Raw genomic sequence first — 25,194 nt, 5'->3', positions numbered from 1 at the left:
TCCTGACGGAAGTGGCTTCAGGGCGCGCTTCGCAGCAGGTTCCGCAGCAGCGCGATCATGCCGCTGTCGGGGCTCAACTGCGCGTGCAGGGACGCATAGACGAGCGGCATGAACATCACCATCATCAGCATCGCCAGCGCGCTCTTGACCGGCTGCGAGAACGTGAAGATATTCAGTTGCGGCACCGCTCGGCCCACCAGCCCGATGCCCGCTTCGACCAGCACGAGCACGATCACGACGGGTGCGGCGAGCTTGACCATCCACACGAACACCGCATCGGTCTGGCGCAGGATGAAAGTGGAGAGCACCGCGGACAGGTTCGGCGTCAGCGCGCCGATCGGCCACCACGTGTAGGACTGCGCGAACAGTTGCACGATCATCTGCAGGCCACCCGCTGTGACGAACAGGGTAATCGCGACGTAGTTCAGGAAGCCCGAGGTCGGCCCGCCGTCGTGGCCGCCCATCGGATCGAAGAAGGCCGCATTGCCGCTGCCGGTCTGGAAGTCGATCAGATAGCCCACACCCTGGATCGCGAATAGCACCGCGCTCATCGCGCCGGCCAGCAGGATGCCGATCAACGCCTCTTTCGCGGCGAGCAGGCACCAGATCAGAAATGGCAGATCGGCGATCTGCGCGGGGTCGATGGCCGGCGCGACGAACGCGGCGATCACCACCGCGAGACCGTTGCGCACGAGGCCCGTCACGATCTGCTCGTTGAAGACCGGCACGATCAGCATGATCGGCAGGAGGCGCGGCATCACGAAGAGGATCGGCCTCGCGCCCGCGGCGATGTCGCTGAAATTCAGCGCCTGGTCTAGCATCGGCTGTCGGGGTGGGGGAAGGGCGGAGCGTCGGACTGTGACGGAACTTCTTCTTCGGCGGCGGGCCCGGCTGCCTGCGCAGCCGTCGCATGATCCGCGCCGATCGGGAATGGCGCCGCGGATGAAAAACCGCGGATCGCGTGACTGTCCGCGACCTCTTCGGCGGCGCGTTCGATGCGCGCGGCGACCGTGCGTTGCGCTTTTTCGCCGGCTTTCTCGAGCTTGTCTTCCGCCGCTTTTGCGCGCCTTGCGGCACGTTGCAGTTGCGCGAGTTCGGCTTCGTGGCCGTCGTGGGTCGCGTTGGCCTGCTCGACTGATTGCGTCGCCGTGCCGATCTGCAGATTCGCGGTGCGCGTGTCGGCGGCCGCTTCCTGCAGCGCGCGCGCCGAGCCGGCAGGGACATGTCCGTCCGCGCCGTCCACGAGGCGTTGCTGGATCGCCGCCTTGAGCGCCATCTGTCGGGTCAGTCGTTGTTGCGCGTCGTTGAGCGCGCGCCGGCTTTGCGCGGCGATGCCTTGCTGACGCGCGGCCGCGACGCGCGCCAGTTGCGAGCGCATCTCGCGTACCCGGCGCAGACGGGCGAGGGTGGCCAGCACGGCCGCGTCGTCGGCTTCAGACATGGTCGTTGGCGAGGCGGGTGAGACGCGCGAGCAGGGCATCGAACGGGGCGTTCTCGGTGGCGGGTTGCGCGCAGAAGGCGCTCAACGCATCGCGGGCGCGCAACGCGAGGTCGCCGAGCCGGTCGCTGCCCTCGCGGTATTCGCCGATCTGCACCAGCAGTTCGATCTCCTGATACTTCGCGAGCAGTTCGCGTAACCGACCCGCCGCACGCTGATGCGCCGCGGTGGTCACGAGCGGCATCACGCGCGACAGGCTCGCGAGCACGTCGATCGCCGGATAGCGATTGGCGAGCGCGATCTTGCGCGACAGCACGATATGGCCGTCGAGAATCGAGCGCACTTCTTCGGCGATCGGGTCCGACTCTTCGTCGCCTTCCACCAGCACCGTGTAAAGCGCGGTGATGGAGCCGTTAGCGCCTTGTCCCGCGCGTTCGAGCAGACGCGGCAACACCGCGAAGGTCGACGGCGGAAAGCTGCGCCGCGTCGGCGGCTCACCGCTCGCGAGGCCGACCTCGCGCTGCGCGCGCGCAAAACGCGTCAGCGAATCCACGAGCAGCAGCACGCGCTTGCCGGCATCGCGAAAGTGCTCGGCGATCGCGGTCGCGACGAGCGCGGACTTGACGCGTTCCATCGCCGGCCGGTCCGAGGTCGAGACGACGAGGATCGAACGTGCGCGCACCTCGGGCGACAACGCGTGTTCGATGAACTCGCGCACCTCGCGGCCGCGTTCGCCGACGAGTGCAATCACGTTGACGTCGGCCTTCGCGCCGCGCGCGATCATGCCGAGCAACGTGCTCTTGCCGACGCCCGACGGCGCGAAGATGCCCACACGCTGTCCTTCGCCGAGCGTCATCAGGCCGTCGATCACCCGTACGCCGGTCGCGAACGGCGTGTCGATCATCCGGCGCGCCAGCGGATTGGGCGGCGACTGCTGGGTCGATACCCATGCGGCGCCGGTCACCGGACCGCGGTCGTCGAGCGGCTGGCCGAGGCCGTCGAGCACGCGGCCGAAGAGAGCCGCACCGACCGGAAACATATGCTCGCGCCCGGACGGCACGACGATCGTTTCCGGCGACAGACCGGCGACCTCGCCCAGCGGCGTGAGCAGCGTGGTCTGCCGCGAAAAGCCGACCACCTCGGCGAGCAGCGTCGGTTGATTGGGCGTGCGCAATTCGCAGATTTCGCCGAGCCGCGCGCGGATGCCGGTGGCGTTCAGAATCTGGCCGACTGCATGATTCACGCGTCCCTGCACCGACACCGGCGAGAAGAACGCGAGTCCCGCATCCAGATCGCCGACCAGTCTTCCGCTGTCGAGCGATAGCGCGTCGTCGTCCTCGGGGTGCGCGGCGGCGTCGCTGTAGGCGTTCATCGCACGGCACCTTTGAGCGGTTCGCGGCGGATCGCCTGACGCAGCGCGTCGATTTGCAAATCGAGGCTCGCGTCGATGCGCCCGGATGGTGTTTCGACCATGCAGGCGCGACTCGCGAGTTGCGCGTCTTCGACGACGCGAATCTTCTGCGACAGTCCCTGTCCGGCGAATGCACCGGCGAGCGCCTCTTTCATCTCGTCGCTGCGGCCCGGCGCGACATGCACGATCAGAAAGGGTTCGTCGCGCACGAGCGGCATGATGCGGGTGAGCGCCGCTTCGTAAAGCTGCTGCGGTTTCATTTCGCCGACGATCGCGCGCACGGCCTTGACGACGATTTCCGCCATCGAATCTTTCATCGACTCCATCGTTTTCGCCGCGGACAACGCCTGGCTGTAGGTCTGCGCCGCGTATTCCTTTTGCGCGCGGCGCAATCCTTCTTCATAGCCGGCTGCCTGACGTGCTTCGAACTCGCGCTGCGCGGCGGCGACGATCCGCTCGGCTTCCTCGCGCGCCGTTGCGATTACCGCCGACGCATCGAGCAGTGCCGCATATTCGCGTTCCTTGAGCACCTTGCGTTCGGACAGCAATTGCAGGTTGTCGCTGGTAATCAGAAAAGCCAATCCCATGTCGCTAACCTCTCGGGAATCAGAAACAGGAACAGCAGCTCGCCGAACTGGTCGCGCTGTGCGTGATTGAGCAGATAGGGCGCTTCGTCGTCGATCGCGCGATTGAATTTCAGGCGCACGCGGCGCTCGACCGGCACGCCCGCCGCGGCAATGAAATCGGCGACCAGACGCCCGCCGCGCGCGCGAATCAATGCCGGCAGGACGGCGGGATCGGCGGCCCATGGTTCGAGCGTGTCGCCCAGCGTGGCGAATTCGGGCGCGCGTTCGAGTGTTAGCGCCAAGGCATCCGCGCCGACTTTCGCGACGATTTCGGCACGCACGCGGCGCACCTGCAACGCGTCGCGCAGCCAGTGCCGGTGCAACAGCAAACCTGCGTACGTCGCGAGTTGTTCGAGCGCGGCGCCCGGCAAGAGTGCAAGCCGTGCGAGCGGGGTGGCGGCGTCGAAGTCGGTGAGCCGCGCGACGGCCTGCGCGTCGAGCAGATGACGTGCGATCAGGCGCCGGCCCGCGTCGCCGAAGCGCGACAGTTGCCGGTAGGCGGCGGGCCACTCCGGCGGCACGCGGGTGACGTGCAGATACAGGTCAGGGCGCAGATTGAACTCGCACACCATCCGGTAGAACGGCACGCGCCGCGGCGGTGCGGGCGTGTCGAGTGCGTGCAGCCACGGTGTGCTCATCGCGCGCTCCGCGGCGTTGTCGGCCGCACGGGCGGGGGGCGACACGCGGCACGCATACGGCGGTGGCGGGGACTAGGCACTGTCCCGCGCGCCGCTCGCGCGCACGCTGCGCGTGCCCGCTTCGCCGCCGCGGCCGCTGCTGCTGCTGCCGAGCAGCCCGGCGAGACGGCCACCGAACATCCCGCGGCGCGCGGCCGACAGAGCAATCACCGCGAGCGTCAGCAGGATCAGCGCGCCGACCAGCCAGCCGAGCGGCGAGCGCAGGCGCACGACGTCGTTCACGGCATTGCTAATGCCGTTGGGAGGCGGTGCCTTTTCCGCCGCGGGCTGCAGAAACAGCGAGACGTTGTCGTACTGCAATCCTTCGATGCTGTGCGCGACGAGATCCTTCACCATCGGCGCCATCGCGCGCAGATCGACACCTGGCTTGTAGCGGATATACACCGCTGCTGAAGACGGCTTGATCTTGTCGGCGAGCGGATCGTTTTCCGGAATCACCACCTGCACGCGTGCAACAACGACACCCTGAATGTCCTGCAACGTGCGCGACAGATCCTGCGATACGCCATAGAGATAGCGCATGCGCTCTTCGGCGGGCGTCGAGACCAGCCCCTGCTTCTGGAACAGTTCACCGATGCTCGCGAAATGCGGCTTCGGCAAGCCGTTGGTGCGCAGCACGGACAATGCGGAATGGATGTCGTTCTCGGATACTTCGACCTGCCATGCCTGCTGGTCGGATCCGTCGCGCGCGTCGTTGTCTTTCGATGCCGAAATGCCGGCGTCGCCCAGTACGTCGATCATCTGGTTGGCTTCGGATTCGGACAGACCCGAGTACAACTCCTTCTGGCAGCCCGCCAGCAGCACGAGCGCGCTGGCGAGCGCGACGCGCGCCACGCAACGACGGAATGACGCACGCGAGGTGTGCTCGCGCGCGGAACGCGCCGACCGTCGGGAACCTTGAGTGAAACGGTGAGCCGTCATTCCTGGTTCTTCAGAATCGAGTGAGTCAAACCATTGGTCGCTTGCGCGACCGCGAGGCTCAACTGATATTCGGAGATCGTGGTGGTCGCGCTCCACTGGAAGTCCATCGCCTGGGCCATCGCCATCATCGGATCGTTGGCGTTCTGCGTCATCGACGTGAGCATCTGAACCTGATGTTTTTGCAGGCTGGAATAGCGTGTGTCGAGGTCGGTCGTGAAATCGCGCAAACGCTCGACGAGCGACGAGGGCGCCGTCTGCGGCGTCATCTGTACCGCCGTGGTGGGCGCCTGGAGGGCCATGGCCTGCGCAGCCTGAGCAGGGGCTTGGGGTGCGCCCGGCGCGGCGGCCTGCCCGGCTGCCGCCGCCGTATTGGCTGCATGTGCATCGGACGGCTGCATCAAACCGTCGAACTGCCGGACCTGCGCTCCGTCCTGGGCCTTGTTCTGCGCGCCGGCCTGAGCCGTCTGCGCAGCGTTTGCGAGCGCTGCCGTGGCGGGCGGCGCGACACCTGAAACATTCATGATCTGCTCTCCTCGTGGATAGCATGGAACAGCGCGGGCAACCGGCCGCTCTGCACGTGCGCGACCCCGCCGCCGATGACGGTCATCGGCGAGTGCGGTCCCGCGACGCGCGGGCGGCCAGCGCCCGGGCTCAGGAGCGGCCTGCCGAACCGATATGCTCCGCTGCCTGCGACGCGGCCGTCCCGGCTGCCGACGTCACCGCGCCGGTGGTCTGGAAGGTGCTCGTCGAGCTTTGTACCTGGAACTGGATTTCGGTCAGCTTCGTCTGTGCCTCGATCAACTGGTTGGCCTGGTCCTGCACGGCGCCGGTATCGGTGACGGGGCCGGTGGGTTGAGTTGTGCTCATGTGTAGCTCCTTGGTGCGTGAACAACGACTTCGGCAGCACGGCCTTATGCCGTACGCCGCTTTCGCCTGCCGCCGCGCTGCGGGTGCGCGCGCCGGCCTGCGTCGGGTGACGTGGGCGCCGCTTGTGGCGCGCCGCACGCGAATAAGTGATCCCTGTGTTGCTGCTCCTACGGGGCTTCAGCCGCGCGCGAGGGCGCGGCTGAAGCGGGTGTGCCTGAGGCATTCGGCGCCAGCGGGGCGGCTGCTGCCGCGCTGGCCTGAAGCGCGCCCGAGCCGGGCGCCGGCAACGCCACGCCGGCCGCCGCGCCGCCCGTCACGAGCGCGGTCGAGGCGCCGTCCGGTGTCGCCGTCGGCGTGCCGGCGCGACTGCCGCCGAGCGGCATCGTGATCTGGCGGCCTTCGCTTTCGAACACCACGTCGTCCGGGCCGATCGATACGACGGTCGGCCCCTGTTTCATCTTTGCGCCCTCGAAATAGCGGCTGCCGTCGGCGGTCTCGATGTAGCGCTGATCGCCGTCGCCCGCAAAAACGGTGACGATCTCCGGGATGCCGCCGGCGCCGCCCAGCATGCCGGTGTGCGTCGGCGCAGCCGGGTCGTCGTAATGCACGTGATCGACGACCTCGAGCGCGGGGCGCGCGTCCTTCATGTAGTTCTGGATGCGCTGTGCGACCTGCGTGCGCGGCGCGTCGCCGCTGAGTTCGATCTTGCCGCGGCCGAGATACGACACCGTCAGCGGCGTATCGCTGAAATAGGTTTGCGCGGTCGCGAGCAGGTCGCTCACCACATACAGATTGCCGAGCGCGGCGTTATCGACACCGGCGACGATCTGTGCGACCTTGTCGCGCTCGGCACCGTCTTTCACGTAGCCGGTGACGAGCGCCCCGTCGTCACGCGGCGCCACGCTCAATTCCGGATAGACACGCAGCGCCTGCTGCAGCCGGTGCACGCGTGCGAGCGCCGATTCCTGCTGCCAGGGCAGACTGCCTGACCACGCGACCAGGCCGTAGCCGAGCGCACCCAGCGCCACGCCGAGCCACAGTGCGGCCAGCACCAGCACGAAGCGGCGGCTGCCGACGCGACGCATTGCGCCGGCAAGCCAGCCGGGCCACACCGTGTCGTGTTCAGCAGACGGTTTCTCGCTTTCGGCGGGCAGCGCGGCGGCAGCCTGCGCATTGCGGGCAATACCGAGTCGAATCGAGCCGACCGTCACGACGTCGCCGGGCGTCAGCGAACGGCGGCCCGCGGCGAGCGCTTCGTCGTTGAAGAGCACCGGCGCGCTATTTTCCGTGCCGATGTTTTGCACGGTCACGGCCAGCGCGCCGACCTGCAGGCACACCTGCTTCGCGCCGATCTCGCGATCGGGCAGGATGACTTCGCAGTCGGCCGAGGTGCCGATCCAGTTCGCGCCGCGCGCGAGCGACATCGTGCGGCCGTACATCGGTCCGCTCAGAAAGCACAGGTTCCACGGCGACGCCGCGGCATCCTGCGTCGGCGCGGGTGGCGCGTTCAACGCGGTGCGGTGCGGATCAAGGATGGTTGAAGACATGATCCTGCGATCCTGTTGGCGTGCTGGTTGGCGCACCGGCTTGCGTCACGGCCGGCGCGCTGCTTTGCGTCGCCGCCGGCTGTGACGCCGGGTCTTGCGGCGGCGGGGGCAGGGGCGGTCCGAAACGCGAGCCGGGCAGCGGTTTGGGCGTGAGCGGCACGGCGATATCGTTGTCGGGCGGCCGGTACATCGACATCCCGTTCGCGTCCGGCACATTGCCGGCGCCCGGGTTGATGGGCGCGCCGTCCGGCGCATACATCGACGCGTTGCTGACCACGCGCGGCGTGAGCAGATAGAAACGCTCCATGTGGTCGCCAGTCTTGTCGGTGTACTTGAACAGGTTGCCGATCCACGGAATATTCGACAGCCACGGCACGCCGCTCTTGTTGATCTGTACCTGGTCGTTGTTGAAGCCGGCGATCAGGAGACTCTTGCCTTCATCGATCATCGTCTTGGTGACGATGTTGCGTTGCTGGATGACCGGGATGTTCGATACCGACTGGCCGGGTACGACGTTGCCGTCCTGAATGTCGATCGACATCATCACGCTTTGCGGGCTTGCGCCCGGCGCTGCACTCGCGTTCGCGGGCGGCGCCGCGCCGTCGTCGACGATCATCGGCGTGACCTTGATGCTCGTGCCGGTCGTCACGCTATATAGCGACGAATCCTGGTAGCCCTGCACCTGCACGTAGAACTGCGTGAGGTTTTCGAGAATGGCCTCGGTGTTGTCGAGTGCGAGCACCTTCGGCTTCGAATGCAGCTCCGCGTTGCCGTTCTGCGCGAGTGCGTTGACGCGGGTCAGCAGATAGTCGCGCAACGAGCCGCCGATCGATGCGGTGAGCGCGATGCCGGTCGGCAGGAAGGTGCCCGTCTGGCCCTGTTCGCTCGTGCCGACGCCGAACGTGAGCGGTGGGTTGCCGCCGCCGTTGTATTGCGTGTTGCCGTTCAGCGGGCTCGAACCGTTGCCGATCTGCACGTCGCCGTGCGAGGTATGCAGGCGCCAGTCGATGCCCAGGCTGTCGAGCGAGTTCTCGTCGATATCGATGATCGTCACGTTGATCTCGACAATCCGCGGCCGTACGTCGAGGTCGTTGATGAGCGACTGGTAGCGGTACATGTTCTCCGGCAGGTCGCGCACGAGTACCGCGTTGATCGCCGGATCGGCTTCGATCTGCGGCAGCGTATCGGCGTTGTTCGCGAACGGGCTCACGCCGTCCGCCGACAGCCCCGAGGCGCCATAGCCGCTGTTGGCGGACGGGCCGCCCGCGATATCGGGAAACTCGATACGCGGCACCGCGATCGTCACGCCGGAGCCGAGCTTCATTTGCCGTGCGGCCGCGCCGAGCGTCGCATTCACCGGTGTCGTGTTGCTGTGGTTGCCGCCTTTGCCGTACAGGCGCTTCAACATCGTCGCGACGCCGGGGATCACGACTTCCTTGCCCGAGCGGTTCACGGTGAAGTCGGAGGCCCAGCCGTAGTGCAGCCGGAATGCGCGCACGTCCGCGAGCTGGCCGTTCGACGACGGATTGCCGACCGAGCCGACCGCCTGCCGCACCAGTTCGATATAGCGGCGCGGACCGGATACATAGATGCTGTTCGCACGGTCGTTGATGACGAGCGCGAAGCGCTTGTCGGTGATCTGCATGGTCTCGAGCGCACGGCCGATTTCGCCGGCCGAATTCGGCGGGATCGGAATCACCTGGCTCTGTGACTGATCCGCCGGATCGATGTACAGGAACGAGCCGTCGTAATACCACGTGAGGCCGTAGGTCGAGCAGATCGTGTCGAGCGTCTGCTGCGGCGTGCCTGAAAAGCGGCCGCTGATCACGCCGTCCACCTTCGGATCGACAACCGCGGTCACGCCTTGCGACGACGCGAGCTCGCGGATGAAGTCGGCGATCTTGCGGCCGTTCGCGACGATCGTAAAGGGCCGGTTGCGCCAGCGCAGTTCGGCCGCGCGAGCGGGCTGCGACAGCGCCGTGAGCAGCGACACGGAGAGGAGGGCCGTTGCGAACAGCAGCATCGCGGCGGCTTGTGCACGCCGCCTGTCGAAGGAGAACGGAACTGCACGTTGGCGCATCAGAAAACACCTGTTGTGGAAACAAACAATCGCGTCAGCGCTTGCTGCGCAAAGCGCAGCACCTCGCCCCCCAGCCATCCCGACAGCACCACCAGCGCAACCATCACGGCGACCAGCCTGACGGCGATGCCGAGATTTGCGTCCTGCACCTGCGTGACGGCTTGCAGCACCGCGACCGCGAGACCCGTGACGGTGGCGACCAGCACGATCGGCAGCGACAGCAGCAGCACCAGCATCAGCGCCTGCTGCGTCAGGTCGAGGATCGTCGAGCTCGTCATGGCGTCGCGCCCGTTGCCGTCCGCACGTCGGCGCCCGCGCCTGGCGTGCCGTCGTCGGCTGGATTTTTCACCCAGCCCACCGTATGCAACTGCACGTCCTCTTCGATCTCCTGATACGACAGCACCGGCAGATCGGGCAGTACGGGCTGCAGAATCGACTTCGCGTAGCGGCGCGCGCCGAGCGCGATCATCACCGCGAGCCGTGCATTGCCGTGCGCGCCCGGCGCCGCGCTCGACGCATTGACGATCGCGCGGACCTGCTCGCAGATGTCCTGCTTGACGCCGCTCGGCAGCGCCAGAAAATTGCCCTGCCGGGTACGCATCACCGCTTTCTCGATGCGTTCCTGCAGGTTCTGTTCGAACAGCACGACGCGCAGCTGGCGCGCCGCGCCCGCGTGCCGGTCGGTGATCATCCGGCGTAGGTCGATGCGGACCAGCTCGACTAGCGCGATCACGTCGTCGGGTTCATTCGGCGCCCACGTGATCAGGCTTTCGAAGATCACACGCAGATTGCGGATCGGTACCTGTTCGGCGAGCAGGCGGCGCAGCACTTCGGTGACGCGCTGCAGCGGCACGAGCCGGGTCAGTTCGCCGACCAGCTCCGGATGGTCGCGCCGCGCCAGATGCACGAGCGCCTGGGTTTCCTGGATGCCGAGCAATTCGTCGGCATGCTGCCGCACGATCTGTTCGACATGCGCGCCGAGCGCCGCTTCGCTCGAGAGCGGTTTGCCTTCGGCTTGCGCCGCGTCGCCCTTGATCCACAACGCTGTCGCATACGGCCCGAATGCCTCGGCGGGCTGCCGCTCGGCCTGTTCCGGTAGCGGCGACACGCCGTCCCACAGAAACCAGCCGGGTTTGAGCGCACCGTGCGCGGCAAGCACGTCTTGCAGATAGATCCGGTAGGTGCCGTCTGGCGCCGTTTCGTCGTCGTTCAGCGAGATACGTGGAAACACTGTGCCGATGTCCGCGTCGACCCGCGCCTTCGCGCTCGACAGCGAGGCCTGCAACTGCGCGAGGTTCAGCGCGCCGCGCAGGTCCGCTGCGAGCGTCACCGCGATCAGCGACGTGACGCCGGCTGCATGGGTCACGCGCGCGGATTGTCCTTCGCCTTGCGCATCGCCGACGCGGCCCGTGATACTGATCAGGTTGAAGGTCGGCGCCGTTGTGCGCCGCTTCATCTGAACGACCGCGAAGGTGCCGAGCGCCCCCGAGATCAGCGCGAACGACCACTTCGGAAAACCCGGCACGATCAGGAAACCGGCGAGCACCAGCGCGGCGATCAGCAGCGCACGCGGATGCGCGCCGAGTTGTTCGCCAAGCTGCTCGCCCAACTGACGCTGACGGGCGTCGCGCGTCGCGACGCGGGTCGTCACGATGCCGGCGGCGATCGATACCAGCAACGACGGAATCTGCGACGCCATGCCGTCGCCCACCGTCAGGATCGCGTAACGCTGCAGCGCCTCGCCGATGCTCATGTCGTGCATCAGCGTGCCGACCGCGATGCCCGCGACGATATTGATGAACGCGATGACGAGCCCGGCGATGGCGTCGCCCTTGACGAACTTCATCGCGCCGTCCATCGCGCCGTGCAATTGCGATTCCTGCTCGAGCTTTTCGCGCCGCTCGCGTGCCTCGTCGGCACTGATGATGCCGGCGCGCAGATCGGCGTCGATGCTCATCTGCTTGCCCGGCATGGCATCGAGCGAAAAACGCGCGCCGACTTCCGCGACGCGCTCCGAACCTTTGGCGATGACGATGAACTGCACGACCGCGATCACCAGAAAGACCACGCCACCCACGACAACGTTGTTGCCGACGACGAGCCGGCCGAACGCGTCGATCACATGGCCCGCGTTCGCGTGCAGCAGGATGAGCTTGCATGACGCGATGTTCAGCGCGAGACGAAACAGCGTTGTAAACAGCAGCAGTGCCGGGAATGACGAAAAGCTCACTGCCGAAGGCACATAGGTCGACACCGTCAGCAACACGACGCTGATCGCGAGGTTCAGCGAAATCATCCCGTCGAGCGCGGCTTGCGGCAGCGGCAGGATGAACAACGCGATCACGGCGACGATGAACGCCGCGAGGAACAGATCGGCGCGTGGCGACCCGGCGCGGCGAATGCCGGATGCATTTGCGCCAGCCGGAAATAGCCGCAGCCAGTCGCGCGGAAGCGCCTTCAGATCTGCCATCGTCGAGTATCGACTCCCTTGTTTATAGCCCGACCGTGTATCCGGTTCGGCACCACCTAGCGCTTTGTGTCGGCGTTGCGTTGGCGTTGCGCGGATGCGAGTGCATCGCCCGGCACGCAGCGGGACGGCTTGCGTGGAGCACGCGCAAGCCGACGCCCTCAGGTATCCGGTTGCGATCGAGTTTAGCGGGGACAGTCAGGAGAGAATCGGGGGCGCCTCGTAGCGTTCGGGACACTTTGGCAGCTGGCGGCGCGCCCGACTACGAAACGCCCAAACGGCGCAGCGGCGCCGTCACAAAGGGGCCTACACCACGACGCGCCGCGCGGCCAGATAGGCGAGTTGCGCGCGGTTCTGCACGTTGAAGATGCGTTCGAGCATCTGGATGTGATAGCTGACCTTGTGCAGCGAAGTCCGCAGCGCGTCGGCGATCTCCTGATCGGACAGGCCTTGCACGAGCCGTCGGAGTACCGCTTCCTGTTCGGGCTCGAGCGCGATGACGCGCGTGGCACGTACCCGGTCCTCGAGAAACGGCTGCGCGAAGCGATGCACGGCGAGGCTGACAGCGAGCGCCGTGCCGATCACGCGATCGTTGATCCAGTCGGAGTCGTGCAGTTCGGACGTGAGTCCAACACTGACGCTCAGACCGAGTTGCGGGGCCGACAGGCTGAAGATCACGCCGCTATTCATCGCATGCGCGCGCAGTGCCGCGACGAGCGCGAGCTTGCGCCGGTCGCCGCTGCGTTGCGCGTCTTCTTCGATGCGGGCGAGCCGCCACGCGACGGGGAAACCGCTTTGCTGCACTTCGGCGAAGCGTGGATCGACTTCGTACCACATGCCCTCGAAGTAAGGCTGCGCGAACGAGACCGGCGCGAGGTCGCGCAACAGATGCGCATGCAACACACGGCGGCCGATCATTTCGAAGGCGCCGTAGCTCAAGGTGCTGAAGCCTGCATCGCGCAACTGTGTGCGGTATTCGCTGAAGTCGGCGAGAGATGGGTCGAATTTTCCGGGTGGTGCGGAGAGGTCGGTAAAAACGAAATGATCAGGCGTGCGATTTTTCGTAGTGTCCTGGATAACGCCTGCATGGTGATGCGGCTGGAGGTAGGCAAGCACATCGGCTTGCGAGAACCATTCGACCACGGGAGAGCCGTCTGACGGTGTCATTGGGGTGGGATTCCTCTTTTTCTAGTGGACTACGAATCAAACCCCGGCACATCTGTGGTCTTTTTTATTGCTTCTTCCACAGGCGCTTTGCTTGCGCTATCGTTCGGCATTGATATTACGATATGTTTCGAGAACGATCAGCGGCAATTTAAAAACCCTGCGCGCCGCAACGTTTTTCTTCCATTCATCTCGTCGCTATTTTTCGCGCCGTAGTTCGTACTGAGCGAAATCTGCGTCGCTGCGTTGAGGAACCGATGTCCGGCATTGCGCTAAGCGAAGATCATCCTGTAGACATGCTGCCGGCGGAGAACGTTGTGGGCGCAGGGAGCGTTGCGGGCGACGCGATGCAGCGCGCGCATTCGATTCCGGTGGTCTGGTACAACGACTCGAAACCGGCGGCGGTCGAACAGAAAGACGCGCCGCGCCTTGGCGTGGCCGACATGCTGGCCAGTGCGCAGAGCGAGGCGGAGCGCACGCGCATCGTCACGAGTCTGCTGCATCTGACGGGGTTCTCGACCTTCGCTTATTTCGCGCTCGAATATTCCCGCGAAGGCGTGCAGCGACTCTTTTTGCATGAGGCGTTCACGCCCGCGACCTATCGTGGCGAGTATGTGGATCGCCACCACGTGGATGTCGATCCACGCACCTTCGGCGCGCGCCGCTGCAACATGGCGATTGTGTGGGATCTACGCAACTTGCGCCGGCATGGCGGTCACGATGTGCCGGCGCCGCCCGAGGCACTCGACGACTTCCTGCACACCATGCGTGACGACGGCATGTGCAGTGGGATCATGTATTCGATGGCGATGCCGGGCACGCGGCTGCATGCTTTCATGAGCTTTACGGCGCCGCGCCGCAGTCGCGAATGGATTACCCGGGCCACGGTGGAGCAGGCGTTGTCGATCGGCTTGTCGGTGCACAAGTTCGGCTCGCCGAAGTTGATCTCGGCAGCGCGCGAACACTCGGCGCACGGGCTCACCGTGTTCGAGCAGAAGCTGCTGACCGGAATCGCCGAAGGCGCATCCGATAAGGAAATCGGCAGAAGACTCGATACAAGCGCGCATAACGTCGATTACCACCTGCGCAAACTGCGCAAGCGCTTTGGGGTGGCGAACCGGATCGAGCTGACTTATCTGACGTCGAAGATGGAGTTGATTTGAGAGTTTGCCGGGCGAGGTGATGCGCGACGCCTGTCGCTGCCCCATTCAGTTGCTACAGCGCGAACCACAGATACCACGCCGCGATCGCGCAACCGCCTTTCACTTCGAATGGCGCGTCAACATAATCCATGGACTGACCTTCTCACTCGACAACAGCGTGTTGAGCGTCGTGGTGCCCGAGGCGTTCCGACCGTCGCGACTGTACCGTCTGCAAATCCCACGTTGCCGACACTACTGTATGAATGTACAGTAGTGGACGTGTGCGTGTGCGTGTGCGCATGCGTGCAACGTTTTGGGCGTGGACGGACGTGGGTGAACCTCGCGCCGTCAAACGGTGAAAGTTTTCCGATGCGCGGGCAAGCCGGCATCGATGAGAGGAGATTCTTCCAAATGTCTGTGTCACCCATTCAGGCGCGCCATGCCTGAGCAACTCTGGCTGCCCGGACTCGAGGCGCCGCCTGTGCCGACAGACGGCCTGTTCTTCGCCGTCTTTCCAGATACGCATACGGCGGCGAGCATCTCGAAGCTGGCGCAACAGCTCTGCGGGGAGACACGGTCGAAGAGCAAGCCGCTTGCTGCCAACCGTTTGCACGTCACGTTGCTGCATCTCGGGAATTTCGCGGGCGGATTGCCGCCGGCGCGGGTGGACGCGGCCATGAGCGCGGCCGCGTCGATCAGGATGGAGCCTTTTAGCGTCGAGTTCGACAGTGCCCTCAGCTTCGCGCTGAAGCCGCGGCCGGGGCCGCTGGTGTTGGGGGGCGGCGAGGGTGTCGTCGGGTTCCACGCGCTCCACGAGGCACTTCAAGTGGCGTTGCAAGACGCTGGATTTGGCGACCGCGCGGTCTCGTCAAATACGTCGTATACCCCGCACGTGACGCTTGCTTATGGCATGCCCTGGATCGCGACACGTCCGGTCGAGGCCGTCAGTTGGAACGTGCGTGAGTTTGCGCTGGTGCACAGCCTGCTCGGGCGTACCCGGCATGTCGTTCTGGCGCGCTGGCGGTTGGCGGCCGGATGACTGTAATAGTGGCTCGCGGCGGCCGTCGTGAAGCCAATGCGTTGTGGCGCGCCGGACTAGAACCGCACGCCGGTCGCGCAACCGCCGGCGAAGGCGCCGCCGCTTCCGCCTGCCCCTCCGCAGAACACGCCGCAGCCTGATAACGCCGCTGACATCGCAATGGCCGCCAATGTCGCGCGTAGGGTTCGCCTGAAAGCGGGCTTTTGAAGTTGTGTACCCAATACCGTGAGGCACGGATCGACGCGTGCGACGTAAGCGGGAAGTGCAGTGTAGAAGGGGTGGTCGGTGGTTCGGGATTGCATGGCGTAAGTGGAATTCAATGAGTAGGGCAGGTGCGGCGGCCGTTTTTGCGTCGCTCGGTGAAAGATGGTTGTAAGTTTTTGCGGGCACGAAGCGGCGGCGCCGGCAACCCTCCACCCTAATCCACGTCAGGTGTCCCTCAAATACGCAAAATCTGAAAACCAGGGGGATTCGTCGGTCAGACAGTCAGAACCGTCGCGCGCTCCCTGATAGAATGCTTGGGCCGCAACGTAGTGGACTGCAGATGAAATTGCTTGATGCGTTAGTCGAACAGCGTATTGCCGCCGCAGCCGCGCGCGGTGAGTTCGACGATTTGCCGGGCGCGGGCGCGGGCGCGCCGCTGCCCCTTGAGGACGATGCACTGGTCCCTGAGGAAGTGCGCGTCGCCAACCGGATTTTGAAGAATGCGGGTTTCGTGCCGCCGGCTGTCGAGCAGCTGCGTGCCTTGTGCGACCTGCAAGCGGATCTGAATGCCGTGAGCGACCAGGCCACCCGTTGCCGTCTCCAGGCGCGCATGCTGGCGCTCGATATGGCGCTTGAATCGCTGCGCGGCGGCCCGCTGGTCCTGCCGCGCGAATACTGCCGTCGCATTGCCGAGCGACTGTCGGAACGCGTCGGCAACCTCAATATGGCCGATGCGGGTTCGCAGTGAGCGAGCCGCTTGCCCGTTCCGCCGTGCCGGGTCCGGAGTCGGCCGACTCGGGTGAATCGGCCGAGGTGGTCGTATTCCCGGCTGCCCAGACCGGATCTATCGGTTCCAACGCTTCAGCACCCGTGGCGAGTGACCTGCCGCCAACGGCTGCCGTCACTACGTTGATCGACACATCCATACCAGATGCATCGCCCGCACCGCCTGTCTCGGAGCGCGATCGTCGTTTCATGGCGCTCGCCCAGGCTGCCGCCGAAGAGGCCCGCGCCGCAGGCGAAGTGCCGGTTGGCGCGGTGCTCGTGCGGGGTGACGAAGTCATCGCTAAAGGGTTCAACCATCCGATCGGTGCGCACGACCCGTCGGCGCATGCGGAAATGATCGCATTGCGCGCAGCTGCGCAAGCCGTCGAAAACTACCGTCTGCCGGGCTGCGAGCTCTACGTGACGCTGGAACCTTGCCTGATGTGCGCCGGTGCGATCATGCACGCACGGATCGCCCGCGTCGTGTTCGGGGCGCGCGATTCGAAAACCGGCGCGTGCGGCAGTGTCGTCGACGCATTCGCGAATCCGCAGTTGAATCACCACACCACGGTGACTGGCGGTGTGCTCGAAACTGAATGCGGCGATGCCCTCAAATCGTTCTTTGCCGAGCGGCGGCGCGCAAGCCGTGAGGCGCGCGCGGCGGCACGGGGCGAAGCACAACCCGAAGCGCATGTCGAAGTGCGTGGTGAAGGACGCCCTGACGACGTCGAAGCACGCACCGCAGCACGCAGCGAACCGGGGTCGGCTGAGTCGCTCTAAAACAACAACGTCCAACAGGTCTTGCCAATGACCGTCCATCGCACCATTGAGTTGATCGCGCCGTCCGGATATCCGCATGATGCCGAAGTGCTGCATCGCGCGTTGCATCGACTGCATGCGCAGGGGCATCGCGTTGAGGGTGTAGAAGCGACAAGGCGTCGCTACCAGCGCTTCGCCGGCACGGACGGCGAGCGTGCAGCCGACCTGAACCGGCTGGCCGACCCCTCGCGTGAGTTGCCCGACGTCGTGCTAGCCGTGCGCGGTGGCTACGGCGCGGTGCGTATCCTGCACGGGCTCGACTACGAAGGGCTGCAACGCCGGCTGACCGATCAACCCGTGGCGCTAGTGGGCCATAGCGATTTCACTGCGGTACAGCTTGCTTTGCTGGCACGTGCCGGGGTGAAAACTTTTGGCGGCCCGATGTTGATGAGCGACTTCGGCGCGGAAGAGCTGAGCGAATTCACCATGCAGCACTTCTGGTCCGCGCTGACCAGGCCGACCATGACGGTGACGAGCAATGCGCCGCAAACGCAGACTGCCGACGTGACGGGCATGTTGTGGGGCGGCAATCTGGCCGTGCTGACTTCGCTGATCGGCACGCCGTACATGCCGCCGGTGCAGGGCGGCATTCTGTTCCTCGAAGATGTCAACGAGCAACCGTTCCGGCTCGAGCGGATGCTTTATCAGTTGCACCTGTCGGGCATCCTCGCGCAGCAGCAGGCGCTTGTGCTTGGGGATTTCTCAGGTGGCAAACCGTACGAGTACGACAATGGCTACGACCTGCACACGATGATTGAGCAGGTGAGGTCGGTGATTGGGATTCCGGTCATCACCGGTCTGCAATTCGGCCACATTCCCAACATGCTGACGCTGCCGGTCGGCGCGGACGCGCACCTCGTCGCCAACGCACACGGGTTCAAACTGACGTTATCGGGCTATCCGACTCTTGCCTGAACCGGCGCGGGCAGCGAAGCGGGCGTTTGCCCGCTTTCTTTTTGAGTCAATAACGCAACTAACGGTCACTCTGTTAAGGTAACCCCAAACAGATCTGTCCCGTGAAGGCCTCTCACTTTGTTGACAAAAACCGTCTTCAATAGACGGCCATCCTATAGATTAATTAAACTGGTGGTGAAGCTGAGCAAGGCCTGTATAGCGTGTTCACGGACTCGCAGCTCAGGCCGGTCATGTGGATTGTCGAAATTTAAAGCAAAAATTGTTGACAATCTTTATGTCCATCCTATGATGACCAACATACCGAGACGAACATCATGTCCGACACAGATTCCGCCAGCACGAATGGTTCGAAACCCGAAGCGATCGCCGAGCGTATCCGCGCCGCGATCCTCGAGCATCGGCTGGCGCCTGGCGCCAAACTGACAGAAGCACAGTTGTGCGAAGTATTCGGTGTGAAACGTGGCCCGATCCGGCAGGCGCTCGCACAACTGGCGACCGACCACCTCGTCGATCTCGAACCGAATCGTGGCGCGTTCGTCGCCAGTCCGTCGCTGCAGGAAGTGCATGAAGTGTTCGAAATGCGTCGGATCATTGAACTGGCTGTGGTTGAAAAGATTTGCGGCGGTCATGGCCTGCGCCGTTTGAAGAGCATCGGCAGCATGATCGGTCGCGAACGCAAAGCGTTCGAAACACGTGATTTCCCGGCGTGGATTCGCCTGTCGGGTGAGTTCCATACCGAGTTGGCCGGGCTCACCGGCAACACCGTGCTGTGCGATTGCCTGAATGGACTGGTGGCGCGCTCCACGCTGATTTCGGCACTGTACGAGTCACTCGGACGCAGCCCTTGCTCGTTCGAAGACCACGAAGCGATTCTCGCCGCGCTCGACGCCGGCGATGCAAAAGAGGCGGCGGCACTCATGTCGCGCCATTTGCAAAGCGTCGAGTTGAAGATGCTGGACCGCCCCGCACGTGGCGCGGCCGATCTGCATGAAGTGTTTGGCGCCCTTGGCGGCGCGTCGAAGGAAGCAGCTAGACCCAAGTCCGCGCCAGGCTGAGGCAAGCGGCCGGTGCGCGCCGCACTGAATTGAACTGAACCGAATCAGGCGTTGCAAGGCGGCTCTGCGCGAGCGCTGCCGGCTTGCGCACGCGTGGCCGTCACGGGATGACGGCCCTGGAGTAGTAATGCATCGCCGGGAATTCGCGGCTACGGGCGGTGCGATAACCACAAGTACATCAAGTACGGAGACATCCGCGGCACGGTCAATCGGCCGGTTCGACCCTCCTGTTTCCAGATCGCGGAGAGGAGCGGCAACTGGCATGGCCGATGCAACGTCCTTCGATTTGCTATCGAGGGTCCCTATCCCAAGGAGGAAACATGGCTCAGTTCAGTGCAGCGCCCGGCAATCCCGCAATTCCCACATACGGAGACGGCGGCGTGCCCAGCGATCCGTCGATGCCCGCAGGCTACAGCGAGAGGTTGTACAACGAAGATCTGGCGCCGCTGCGCCATCAAACCTGGGGCGCCTACAACATCTTCGCGTTCTGGATGTCGGACGTGCACAGCGTCGGCGGTTATGTATTCGCGGGCAGTCTGTTCGCGCTTGGGCTGACGAGCTGGCAGGTGCTGATCGCGCTGCTGGTCGGCATTGCAATCGTCAACGTGCTCTGCAATCTGATTGCCAAGCCGAGCCAGGCAAACGGCGTGCCTTATCCGGTAGCCTGCCGCGCGACGTTCGGTGTGCTCGGCGCGAATATCCCTGCCGTGATTCGCGGTTTGATTGCGGTAGCATGGTATGGAATCCAAACTTATCTGGCTTCTAGCGCGCTGGTGATCGTAGTGCTGAAGTTCGTCCCGCAACTGTTGCCGTACGCGGATGTGCATCACCATGGTTTCATGGGTCTCTCCACCTTGGGCTGGGGCGGTTTCATGTTGCTGTGGGTCTTGCAGGCACTCGTGTTCTGGCACGGCATGGAGACCATCAAGAAGTTCATCGACTTCGCCGGTCCGGCTGTCTATGTGGTGATGTTCATTCTCGCGGGCTACATGGTGTATCGCGCAGGATGGCGAAACATCGGCATCAACCTGGGCGGCGTCAAATACCACGGTATGCAAGTGGTGCCGGTAATGATCACAGCAATCTCACTGGTGGTCTCGTACTTCTCCGGACCGATGCTGAATTTTGGCGACTTTTCCCGCTACGGCAAGAGCTTTCGCAGTGTGCAGCGCGGTAACTTCTGGGGGCTGCCGGTCAACTTTCTCGCCTTTTCGCTGGTGACGGTGATCACGACCGCGGCGACGCTGCCGGTATTCGGCGAACTGATCACGGACCCGGTCGAAACGGTGGGCCATATCGACTACCCGACTGCGGTAATTCTCGGCGCATTGACTTTTACGATCGCCACCATCGGTATCAATATCGTCGCCAACTTCGTCTCGCCGGCATTCGACTTCTCGAACGTCGCGCCGCGTCTGATCAGCTGGCGCGCGGGCGGCATGCTCGCGGCGGTGGCGTCGATTTTCATCACGCCGTGGAACCTGTTCAATAACCCGGCGGTGATTCACTACACACTCGACGTGCTCGGCAGCTTCATCGGACCTTTGTACGGGGTACTGATCGTCGATTACTACCTCGTGAAGCGTCAGAAGATCGTGCTGAATGATCTGTACACGGTTTCCCCAACGGGTTCCTACTGGTATCGCAATGGCGTCAATTACCGGGCTGTGGGCGCGTTGCTGCCGGCTGCAGTTATCGCCGTGATCTGCGTGATGGTGCCGACGCTCGATGGACTTGCGAACTTCTCGTGGTTCATCGGTGCGGCGTTGGGTGCGTTGTTCTACCGCGTTCTTGCGCGTTGAGTTTTAGAGTTGCAACAGGAGTCGATATGCGCATCAAACTGATCAATCCGAATACGACGCAACGCATGACGGACGCGATGGGCCGCTGCGCGCGCGAAGTCGCAGCACCCGGCACGGAGGTGATCGCGGTGAATCCCACAATGGGGCCACCGTCGATTGAAGGCTATTACGACGAAGCGCTCGCCACGCCCGGCTTACTGGCCGAGGTCATCGCCGGCGAGCGCGAGGGTTGCGATGGCTACGTGATCGCCTGTTTTGGCGACCCCGGTTTGTACGCGGCACGGGAGTTGGCGCGTGGTCCGGTGATCGGCATCGCCGAAGCGGCAATGCATGCAGCAAGCGTGCTGGCGCCGGGATTTTCCGTGGTGACCACGCTGGCGCGCACGTGCGGCATGGCGTGGCATCTCGCGGAGCGCTACGGCATGAAACGTTTCTGCCGTAACGTGCGCGCCACCGACGTCGCCGTGCTCGATCTGGACAAGCCCGGCTCGGCGGCGCGCCGCATCATCCTTGATGAATGCCGGCGCGCGCTGGAGGAGGACGGGTCGGACGCGATCGTGCTCGGTTGCGCGGGTATGGCCGAGTTGTGCGCGGAAATCGAAGATGCCTTGGGCGCGCCGGTGATCGAGGGCGTGACGGCGGCGGTCAAATGGACCGAGGCGCTGGTCGCGCTACGGCTGTCGACGGCCAAGCGGGGCGACTATGCCCGGCCACTGGCCAAGCGCTACGACGGCGCGCTGGAAGCCTTCGGTCCGACCGATGCGGACCCAAATCCCCAGCCGCCTCGCGATTCGGCCGCAAGCGCCGTGGAAAGTGCAAATCCGACCGGTTTACTGCGGGTAAACACCACGGAACGCCCGGTGGGGCCGGCTCCGCACATACATCCGGTCTGACACGCACTATCTGCCCGGGTGTATGGGCGCACCCGGGTGTTTTCGCTACACTGGTCCCACTCGGCGCTGGTACCCGAACGCTATTTTCTGCCGCTTCTGGTGCCGCTGTTCTGGGCTGCTTTCGGGCTGGTTTTGCCCGCGCCGGCATGCGTAATATGCAAACGCACGCAAACGCCACGCAAACCCCACGTGCATGTCACGTGAGTTCCACGCGAATTTTACGTACCGTCATCACGCTTTCGTCAAACCATGCCACTCGACTCGAACTATCCACGCGATCTGATCGGCTACGGCCGCCACCCGGTGCAGGCGAACTGGCCGGGTCGAGCGCGTGTCGCGGTGCAATTCGTCCTGAACTACGAAGAAGGCGGTGAAAACTGCGTGCTGCACGGCGATCCGGGCTCGGAGCAGTTTCTGTCGGAAATCGTTGGCGCGGCGTCTTATCCGGCCCGTCACATGAGCATGGAGTCGATCTACGAATACGGCTCGCGCGCGGGCGTGTGGCGTATTCTGCGCGAATTCGAAAAGCGCGACCTGCCCCTCACGGTGTTCGGCGTCGGCATGGCGATCGAACGGCATCCTGATCTGGGGCGCGCCTTCGTCGAGCTCGGTCATGAGATCGCTTGCCACGGCCATCGCTGGATTCACTACCAGGACGTGTCACCGGAGAAAGAGGCGGAGCACATGCGCCTTGGCATGGAAGCGATCGAGCGCATCACGGGCGAGCGGCCGCTCGGCTGGTATACCGGCCGCGACAGTCCCAATACACATCGTCTGGTCGCCGAACACGGCGGCTTCCTGTACGACTCGGATTACTACGGCGACGATCTGCCGTTCTGGATGGATGTCGAAGTGACGGGCGGTACAAAGAGCCCGCAACTGATCGTGCCGTACACGCTAGACACCAACGATATGCGCTTTGCGAGCCCGCAAGGCTTCAACACCGCGGACCATTTCTTCACGTACCTGCGCGACGCATTCGACGTGCTCTACGAAGAAGGCGACGAAGCACCGAAGATGCTGTCGATCGGCATGCACTGCCGTCTGCTCGGCCGCCCTGGGCGCTTCCGCGCGCTGCAACGTTTTCTCGACCATATCGAACAGCACGATCGCGTGTGGGTGACGCGGCGCGTCGATATCGCGCGGCACTGGCGCGAACATCACCCTTACCAACAAAACAACCGCGGGGCAGCGGCATGAAGGCGATGCAATACACTCTGGACCAACTCAACAGCACCTCGATCGACGCGTTCGTCGCAGCGCTGTCAGGCATTTTCGAGCACTCGCCGTGGGTCGCGGAAATCGCCGCGCAGCAACGGCCGTTTGCCAGCATCGACGAATTGCATCGCAAGATGTCGAGCATCGTCGAGACCGCCGGCGAAGAGAAGCAGCTTGTGTTGATCAACGCCCACCCGGAGCTCGCCGGCAAGGCTGCGGTGCGCGGCGAATTGACGGCCGAGTCGACGCGTGAGCAAAGCGGCGCGGGCCTCGCCCAGTGCACGCAGGAAGAATTCGACAGACTGGTGGCGTTGAACAGCGCCTATCGCGAGAAGTTCGGCTTTCCGTTTATCCTCGCGGTGCGCGGTTACGACCGCCACGGCATCATCGCGAATTTCGAGGCGCGCGTGAACAATGGCCGCGCGGATGAATTGCGCGCCAGTCTCGATCAGATCTACCGCATCGCACGTTTCCGGCTCGACGACCTGATCGACGCGTAAGGCATTAACTACGCGTCGCGGACCTCGCACCGAAACGTTTTTTCAGCACTAGCAAACATAAAGGAAGATAAAGATGGCACTCCCGATTCTCGATCCCAACGCACCGGAATTCACGCGCCGCTATGTGAATCTGGCGGACCCGCGTCTGGGCGCACAGGCGCTCGAGGCCAGCGACGATTTCTTCGCACCGAAGGATCGCATGCTGAATCCGGAGCCGGCCGTCTTCATTCCGGGTAAGTACGACGACAATGGCAAGTGGATGGACGGCTGGGAAACGCGCCGCAAGCGCGCGAACGGCTACGACTGGTGCGTCGTGAAGCTCGCGCGTCCGGGCGTGATCAAGGGTCTTGACCTCGACACCAGTCACTTCACCGGCAACTTCCCGCCGGCGGCTTCGGTTGAGGGTGCGCGAGTTGTGGACGGCGTACCGAACCAGTCGACGCAATGGACCGAAATCGTTCCGTCGACCACGCTGCAAGGCAACAGTCATCACTATCACGAAGTCAGCGACGCGAACGCTTACACGCACCTGCGCGTGAACATCTACCCGGACGGCGGTATCGCGCGTCTGCGTGTGTATGGCCAGCCGCAAGTCGACTGGGCAGGCGCAAGCCGCACCGAGCAGTTCGATCTGGCCGCGATGGAAAACGGCGCGTATCTGGTCGCGGCGAACAACCAGCACTTCGGCGCAGCGTCGACGATTCTGATGCCGGGCCGCGGCGTGAACATGGGTGACGGCTGGGAAACGCGTCGTCGCCGTGAGCCGGGCAATGACTGGGCGATCGTCGCGCTGGCACAGCCGGGCGTGATCAAGAAGATCGAAGTCGATACGGCTCACTTCAAGGGCAACTATCCGGACCGTTGCTCGATTCAGGCCGCGTATGTAACGGGCGGCACGGATAGCTCGCTGATCACGCAAGCCATGTTCTGGCCGGTGCTGCTGGGTGAACAGAAACTGAAGATGGACAACCAGCACTATTTCGAAAGCGAAATCGCTGCACTGGGTCCGGTCACGCACGTGCGTTTCAACATCATTCCAGACGGCGGCGTGTCGCGTCTGCGTCTGTGGGGCACGCTCGCATAATGAAAACGCTGGCTATCGAACCGCTGACGAAGGAAACGTTCGCCCCGTTCGGCGACGTGGTCGAACTCGAAGGCGCGAAGCAGATTCCGATCAATCTCGGCACCACGATCCGTTATCACGATCTCGCGAAAGTGGACGTGACCGACGAGAACGGCCGCACGCTCGTGAACCTGTTTCGCGGTCAGCCGCGCACATTGCCGTTCGAAGTGAAGATGCTTGAACGGCATCCGCTGGGTAGCCAGGCCTTTGTGCCGCTGAACGACAAGCCGTATCTGGTGGTCGTGGCGCCGGCGGGCGAACTGGACCCGACTCAGATCCGTGCGTTTGTGACGAGCGGCTGGCAAGGTGTGAACTATGCGAAGGGTGTCTGGCACCATCCGCTGATTGCATTGGGCGACGTGAGCGACTTTATCGTCGTCGATCGTGGCGGCGATGGCTTGAACCTGAACGAGCAGGATCTGGCCGAGTCGCTTTGGCTGACAGAAGATGCGTTGAGCGCGGTGAGCGTTTGAGGTCGTTGCCGCAGGTTGCCTTTAGCG

General features: G+C 64.1%; 25 protein-coding genes. 12 read left to right on the top strand and 13 right to left on the bottom strand.

Annotated features, from left to right (window positions below):
* Nucleotides 1-17: 17 nt before the first annotated feature.
* From sctT to PQQ52_RS09565, 13 genes are all read right to left on the bottom strand, one after another.
* Nucleotides 18-821 (bottom strand): type III secretion system export apparatus subunit SctT, encoded by an 804-nt coding sequence (sctT, locus tag PQQ52_RS09625; RefSeq protein ID WP_408209715.1) that lies wholly within the window; start codon nt 819-821, stop codon nt 18-20.
* The gene (locus PQQ52_RS09620) at nt 815-1,441 is read right to left on the bottom strand and encodes a hypothetical protein (RefSeq protein ID WP_408209713.1); all 627 of its coding nucleotides are present in this window, start codon (nt 1,439-1,441) and stop codon (nt 815-817) included. Before PQQ52_RS09620 ends, sctT begins: the two co-directional genes overlap by 7 nt.
* Nucleotides 1,434-2,810 (bottom strand): type III secretion system ATPase SctN, encoded by a 1,377-nt coding sequence (gene sctN, locus PQQ52_RS09615; protein WP_408209710.1) that lies wholly within the window; start codon nt 2,808-2,810, stop codon nt 1,434-1,436. The genes PQQ52_RS09620 and sctN overlap by 8 nt, the downstream gene beginning before the upstream one ends.
* Nucleotides 2,807-3,436, bottom strand: a complete 630-nt coding sequence (gene sctL, locus PQQ52_RS09610) for a type III secretion system stator protein SctL (protein WP_408209708.1) — start codon at nt 3,434-3,436, stop codon at nt 2,807-2,809. Before sctL ends, sctN begins: the two co-directional genes overlap by 4 nt.
* Nucleotides 3,418-4,113, bottom strand: coding sequence for a SctK family type III secretion system sorting platform protein (locus PQQ52_RS09605; RefSeq protein WP_408209705.1), 696 nt, complete (start codon nt 4,111-4,113; stop codon nt 3,418-3,420). Before PQQ52_RS09605 ends, sctL begins: the two co-directional genes overlap by 19 nt.
* A gap of 72 nt (nt 4,114-4,185) precedes the next feature.
* Nucleotides 4,186-5,094 carry a type III secretion system inner membrane ring lipoprotein SctJ gene (gene sctJ, locus PQQ52_RS09600; protein WP_408209702.1) on the bottom strand — a complete coding sequence of 303 codons (909 nt, stop codon included), beginning with the start codon at nt 5,092-5,094 and terminating at the stop codon, nt 4,186-4,188.
* Complete coding sequence (locus PQQ52_RS09595) at nt 5,091-5,615, bottom strand: hypothetical protein (RefSeq protein WP_408209699.1); 525 nt, start codon at nt 5,613-5,615, stop codon at nt 5,091-5,093. Before PQQ52_RS09595 ends, sctJ begins: the two co-directional genes overlap by 4 nt.
* Before the next feature lie 130 nt (nt 5,616-5,745).
* The gene (locus PQQ52_RS09590; RefSeq protein WP_408209696.1) at nt 5,746-5,961 is read right to left on the bottom strand and encodes a hypothetical protein; all 216 of its coding nucleotides are present in this window, start codon (nt 5,959-5,961) and stop codon (nt 5,746-5,748) included.
* A 167-nt stretch (nt 5,962-6,128) separates the two neighbouring features.
* Nucleotides 6,129-7,508 carry a type III secretion system inner membrane ring subunit SctD gene (gene sctD / locus PQQ52_RS09585; RefSeq protein ID WP_408209693.1) on the bottom strand — a complete coding sequence of 460 codons (1,380 nt, stop codon included), beginning with the start codon at nt 7,506-7,508 and terminating at the stop codon, nt 6,129-6,131.
* Nucleotides 7,489-9,588 carry a type III secretion system outer membrane ring subunit SctC gene (sctC, locus tag PQQ52_RS09580; RefSeq protein ID WP_408209691.1) on the bottom strand — a complete coding sequence of 700 codons (2,100 nt, stop codon included), beginning with the start codon at nt 9,586-9,588 and terminating at the stop codon, nt 7,489-7,491. The genes sctD and sctC overlap by 20 nt, the downstream gene beginning before the upstream one ends.
* Nucleotides 9,588-9,866, bottom strand: a complete 279-nt coding sequence (gene sctS, locus PQQ52_RS09575; RefSeq protein WP_325043860.1) for a type III secretion system export apparatus subunit SctS — start codon at nt 9,864-9,866, stop codon at nt 9,588-9,590. The genes sctC and sctS overlap by 1 nt, the downstream gene beginning before the upstream one ends.
* Nucleotides 9,863-12,058, bottom strand: a complete 2,196-nt coding sequence (gene sctV / locus PQQ52_RS09570; protein ID WP_408209689.1) for a type III secretion system export apparatus subunit SctV — start codon at nt 12,056-12,058, stop codon at nt 9,863-9,865. Before sctV ends, sctS begins: the two co-directional genes overlap by 4 nt.
* A 303-nt stretch (nt 12,059-12,361) precedes the next feature.
* A complete protein-coding gene (locus tag PQQ52_RS09565) occupies nt 12,362-13,222 on the bottom strand; it encodes a helix-turn-helix transcriptional regulator (RefSeq protein ID WP_408209687.1) in 861 nt (286 codons plus the stop codon).
* Nucleotides 13,223-13,566: 344 nt separating this feature from the next.
* Here PQQ52_RS09565 and PQQ52_RS09560 point away from each other — a divergent pair, with 344 nt between their 5' ends.
* From PQQ52_RS09560 to PQQ52_RS09505, 12 genes are all read left to right on the top strand, one after another.
* Complete coding sequence (locus PQQ52_RS09560) at nt 13,567-14,382, top strand: helix-turn-helix transcriptional regulator (RefSeq protein ID WP_408210320.1); 816 nt, start codon at nt 13,567-13,569, stop codon at nt 14,380-14,382.
* Nucleotides 14,383-14,800: 418 nt separating this feature from the next.
* The gene (locus PQQ52_RS09555) at nt 14,801-15,400 is read left to right on the top strand and encodes a 2'-5' RNA ligase family protein (RefSeq protein ID WP_408209684.1); all 600 of its coding nucleotides are present in this window, start codon (nt 14,801-14,803) and stop codon (nt 15,398-15,400) included.
* 544 nt (nt 15,401-15,944) lie between these two features.
* Complete coding sequence (locus PQQ52_RS09550; RefSeq protein ID WP_408209681.1) at nt 15,945-16,352, top strand: DnaJ family domain-containing protein; 408 nt, start codon at nt 15,945-15,947, stop codon at nt 16,350-16,352.
* A gap of 161 nt (nt 16,353-16,513) precedes the next feature.
* Nucleotides 16,514-17,149 (top strand): tRNA adenosine(34) deaminase TadA, encoded by a 636-nt coding sequence (tadA, locus tag PQQ52_RS09545; RefSeq protein WP_408210318.1) that lies wholly within the window; start codon nt 16,514-16,516, stop codon nt 17,147-17,149.
* Nucleotides 17,150-17,176: 27 nt separating this feature from the next.
* Nucleotides 17,177-18,103: a muramoyltetrapeptide carboxypeptidase gene (ldcA, locus tag PQQ52_RS09540; protein WP_408209678.1), complete on the top strand. Its 927-nt coding sequence runs from the start codon at nt 17,177-17,179 to the stop codon at nt 18,101-18,103.
* A gap of 314 nt (nt 18,104-18,417) precedes the next feature.
* Nucleotides 18,418-19,158: a GntR family transcriptional regulator gene (locus PQQ52_RS09535; RefSeq protein WP_408209675.1), complete on the top strand. Its 741-nt coding sequence runs from the start codon at nt 18,418-18,420 to the stop codon at nt 19,156-19,158.
* A 320-nt stretch (nt 19,159-19,478) separates the two neighbouring features.
* Entirely contained in the window at nt 19,479-20,960 is a 1,482-nt protein-coding gene (locus PQQ52_RS09530; protein WP_408209672.1) for an NCS1 family nucleobase:cation symporter-1, read from the top strand.
* 26 nt (nt 20,961-20,986) lie between these two features.
* Nucleotides 20,987-21,853: an aspartate/glutamate racemase family protein gene (locus tag PQQ52_RS09525; RefSeq protein WP_408209669.1), complete on the top strand. Its 867-nt coding sequence runs from the start codon at nt 20,987-20,989 to the stop codon at nt 21,851-21,853.
* 249 nt (nt 21,854-22,102) lie between these two features.
* Entirely contained in the window at nt 22,103-23,053 is a 951-nt protein-coding gene (gene puuE / locus PQQ52_RS09520; protein ID WP_408209666.1) for an allantoinase PuuE, read from the top strand.
* The gene (uraD, locus tag PQQ52_RS09515) at nt 23,050-23,571 is read left to right on the top strand and encodes a 2-oxo-4-hydroxy-4-carboxy-5-ureidoimidazoline decarboxylase (protein ID WP_408209663.1); all 522 of its coding nucleotides are present in this window, start codon (nt 23,050-23,052) and stop codon (nt 23,569-23,571) included. The genes puuE and uraD overlap by 4 nt, the downstream gene beginning before the upstream one ends.
* 73 nt (nt 23,572-23,644) lie before the next feature.
* Nucleotides 23,645-24,655: an allantoicase gene (gene alc, locus PQQ52_RS09510; RefSeq protein ID WP_408209660.1), complete on the top strand. Its 1,011-nt coding sequence runs from the start codon at nt 23,645-23,647 to the stop codon at nt 24,653-24,655.
* Entirely contained in the window at nt 24,655-25,167 is a 513-nt protein-coding gene (locus PQQ52_RS09505; RefSeq protein ID WP_408209657.1) for an ureidoglycolate lyase, read from the top strand. The genes alc and PQQ52_RS09505 overlap by 1 nt, the downstream gene beginning before the upstream one ends.
* Nucleotides 25,168-25,194: the final 27 nt, after the last annotated feature.

Source organism: Paraburkholderia sediminicola, assembly GCF_046030555.1.
GTDB classification, from domain to species: Bacteria; Pseudomonadota; Gammaproteobacteria; order Burkholderiales; family Burkholderiaceae; genus Paraburkholderia; species Paraburkholderia sediminicola_E.
The sequence above is the reverse complement of the archived record's forward strand: the minus strand, read 5'-3'. Positions and strand labels throughout refer to the sequence as shown.

Bases quoted from the DNA above. Each gene is read 5' to 3' on its own strand.
- sctT (WP_408209715.1), bottom strand. From the start codon at position 821: ATGCTAGACCAGGCGCTGAATTTCAGCGACATCGCCGCGGGCGCGAGG.
- PQQ52_RS09620 (WP_408209713.1), bottom strand. From the start codon at position 1,441: ATGTCTGAAGCCGACGACGCGGCCGTGCTGGCCACCCTCGCCCGTCTG.
- sctN (WP_408209710.1), bottom strand. From the start codon at position 2,810: ATGAACGCCTACAGCGACGCCGCCGCGCACCCCGAGGACGACGACGCG.
- sctL (WP_408209708.1), bottom strand. From the start codon at position 3,436: ATGGGATTGGCTTTTCTGATTACCAGCGACAACCTGCAATTGCTGTCC.
- PQQ52_RS09605 (WP_408209705.1), bottom strand. From the start codon at position 4,113: ATGAGCACACCGTGGCTGCACGCACTCGACACGCCCGCACCGCCGCGG.
- sctJ (WP_408209702.1), bottom strand. From the start codon at position 5,094: ATGACGGCTCACCGTTTCACTCAAGGTTCCCGACGGTCGGCGCGTTCC.
- PQQ52_RS09595 (WP_408209699.1), bottom strand. From the start codon at position 5,615: ATGAATGTTTCAGGTGTCGCGCCGCCCGCCACGGCAGCGCTCGCAAAC.
- PQQ52_RS09590 (WP_408209696.1), bottom strand. From the start codon at position 5,961: ATGAGCACAACTCAACCCACCGGCCCCGTCACCGATACCGGCGCCGTG.
- sctD (WP_408209693.1), bottom strand. From the start codon at position 7,508: ATGTCTTCAACCATCCTTGATCCGCACCGCACCGCGTTGAACGCGCCA.
- sctC (WP_408209691.1), bottom strand. From the start codon at position 9,588: ATGCGCCAACGTGCAGTTCCGTTCTCCTTCGACAGGCGGCGTGCACAA.
- sctS (WP_325043860.1), bottom strand. From the start codon at position 9,866: ATGACGAGCTCGACGATCCTCGACCTGACGCAGCAGGCGCTGATGCTG.
- sctV (WP_408209689.1), bottom strand. From the start codon at position 12,058: ATGGCAGATCTGAAGGCGCTTCCGCGCGACTGGCTGCGGCTATTTCCG.
- PQQ52_RS09565 (WP_408209687.1), bottom strand. From the start codon at position 13,222: ATGACACCGTCAGACGGCTCTCCCGTGGTCGAATGGTTCTCGCAAGCC.
- PQQ52_RS09560 (WP_408210320.1), top strand. From the start codon at position 13,567: ATGCAGCGCGCGCATTCGATTCCGGTGGTCTGGTACAACGACTCGAAA.
- PQQ52_RS09555 (WP_408209684.1), top strand. From the start codon at position 14,801: ATGCCTGAGCAACTCTGGCTGCCCGGACTCGAGGCGCCGCCTGTGCCG.
- PQQ52_RS09550 (WP_408209681.1), top strand. From the start codon at position 15,945: ATGAAATTGCTTGATGCGTTAGTCGAACAGCGTATTGCCGCCGCAGCC.
- ldcA (WP_408209678.1), top strand. From the start codon at position 17,177: ATGACCGTCCATCGCACCATTGAGTTGATCGCGCCGTCCGGATATCCG.
- PQQ52_RS09535 (WP_408209675.1), top strand. From the start codon at position 18,418: ATGTCCGACACAGATTCCGCCAGCACGAATGGTTCGAAACCCGAAGCG.
- PQQ52_RS09530 (WP_408209672.1), top strand. From the start codon at position 19,479: ATGGCTCAGTTCAGTGCAGCGCCCGGCAATCCCGCAATTCCCACATAC.
- PQQ52_RS09525 (WP_408209669.1), top strand. From the start codon at position 20,987: ATGCGCATCAAACTGATCAATCCGAATACGACGCAACGCATGACGGAC.
- puuE (WP_408209666.1), top strand. From the start codon at position 22,103: ATGCCACTCGACTCGAACTATCCACGCGATCTGATCGGCTACGGCCGC.
- uraD (WP_408209663.1), top strand. From the start codon at position 23,050: ATGAAGGCGATGCAATACACTCTGGACCAACTCAACAGCACCTCGATC.
- alc (WP_408209660.1), top strand. From the start codon at position 23,645: ATGGCACTCCCGATTCTCGATCCCAACGCACCGGAATTCACGCGCCGC.
- PQQ52_RS09505 (WP_408209657.1), top strand. From the start codon at position 24,655: ATGAAAACGCTGGCTATCGAACCGCTGACGAAGGAAACGTTCGCCCCG.